At 60.9% G+C, this 1,628-nt stretch carries 2 protein-coding genes; both read left to right on the top strand.

Features of this window, described 5'->3' with window-relative positions; translation table 11 throughout:
- Nucleotides 1-922: TM1812 family CRISPR-associated protein (locus VAE54_RS14030; RefSeq protein WP_322802602.1), on the top strand; the 922-nt coding region annotated here is incomplete at its 5' end.
- Nucleotides 923-1,086: 164 nt separating this feature from the next.
- On the top strand, nucleotides 1,087-1,326 hold the full coding sequence (locus VAE54_RS14025) for a UPF0175 family protein (RefSeq protein ID WP_322802601.1): 240 nt from the start codon (nucleotides 1,087-1,089) through the stop codon (nucleotides 1,324-1,326).
- Nucleotides 1,327-1,628 lie beyond the last annotated feature (302 nt).

Below are 1,628 nucleotides of genomic sequence, written 5' to 3'. Positions count from 1 at the left end.
TATCACCCATGCCTTCCGGTCCATTCCCATGATCGTCTTCGCTGTAGCCAGCTATCTGCGGCGGACGAAAAACGTCAACGTCGAGCGCATCGTCTACGGCGCCTTTGAAGCACGAGAGCCTCTCCGCACGCCGCCCCAGCCGCAAGATCGCGCGCCCATCTTCGACCTCACGCCGCTCCTCGAGCTCATGGACTGGACCGGCGGCGCCGAAGCCTTGCTCAAGCGCGGAGACGCCGGGCTCATCGCTGACAAAATGATCGCGGCCCACCAGACCCTGTGGCGCACGCGCACGGGCACGCCAGCCAGACTCAAAACGCTGGGGCGGAAACTCCAGGACTTCTCGCAAGCCCTGCACCTGAGCCGTCCTCGGGAGGTCATGCGCACGGCCCATGAACTCTTGTCGCTTCTGGAGGAAGCTCAGGATGAGTTCCAGCGGTGGGCCCTCCCCTTTGCTCTCCTGGCCGAGCAGATCCGGCGTGAGCTTGAACCCCTTGCCTTTGCCGAACCCGACGCGCTTAGCCGGGAAAACCTGGAACGGCAGGTCGGGCTCGTGGAGTATTACCTCCGGAAAGGGCTTGTCGTGCAAGCCGTCACGCTCGCCCGGGAGTGGGTGATCCCGTTCGTGCTCCTCTGTCGGGGAGGCGGCAACTGGCTTCGCCGTGTCGATCGGGAAGACGTCGAACGCGCGCTCGGCGCTGCCGCGGCCGGCCTTCGGGGAGAAACCGCAGAAGTCCCGGGTTGGTTTGACGGGCTCCCCCAGAGAGACCGCCTGGCCCATCTCCGGAACAAGCTGGGGCAGTTGCGCAACGACCTCGCCCACTGTGGCATGAGCGAAGATGCCCGGAGGGCCGATGCCATCGCGAACGATGCACGGGCGATCCCAGAAGAGCTTCGGGAACTTCTTAAATCAGCGTCCGTGTGATCAAGGATTTGAGCTTACGAGGAGACGGTGCAGGTATTGAGAGTATTCAAAGAGGAGGAATCTTTCAAAGATTGCGTTGGAAGCGTCAGCACCCCGCAGCAGGTTCTGGAAAAAGCGGCTACTGTTGTGCCGAAAGCCTTTGAACTGCTGGGAGGTGATTGAAGATGACTGTTCTGCAGGTTGAGCTGCCCCTTGAGGTGTCTGAGGAGGAAGCCCGACTGCTGCTCGCCATAAAGCTGTATGAAGTCGGCAAAGCGACCCTGGGACAGGCGGCCAAAATCGCTGGCCACTCGAAGCAGACCTTTATGGAGTTGCTGGGGCGCTATGGCATTCCGGCGGTCGCCTACTCTCTGGAGGAATTGAGGGAGGAAGTCCAGAGTGAAAGAACCGACCGTTACGAATAGCACACGTCTCATTGGGCCGCATCGGTCGCCTGGATATCCTTCGCGAACTTTTCGAACCCATTATGATTCCGCCCGGATTTCAGTAAGAATTCGGCAAGGCTCCCGATTGATCAACAGGGGTCACACCCAGGAACACAGCATGGATTAAGGTGCAGTCACCATCGTGGATGAAGGGGAAGACGCCCACTCCATCCATCCTCTGCCGAGCCCAGACTGTGAGAGAAACCGGTGGGGCGGCCTTCTCCAGCCGCCCCACCGAACCCGACCCTCACCGCACGCCCCAGATCTCCACAATCCCCTCC

Source organism: Thermoflexus sp. (genome assembly GCF_034432235.1).
GTDB lineage: Bacteria > Chloroflexota > Anaerolineae > Thermoflexales > Thermoflexaceae > Thermoflexus.
This window is presented reverse-complemented; position numbering and strand designations above follow the sequence as displayed.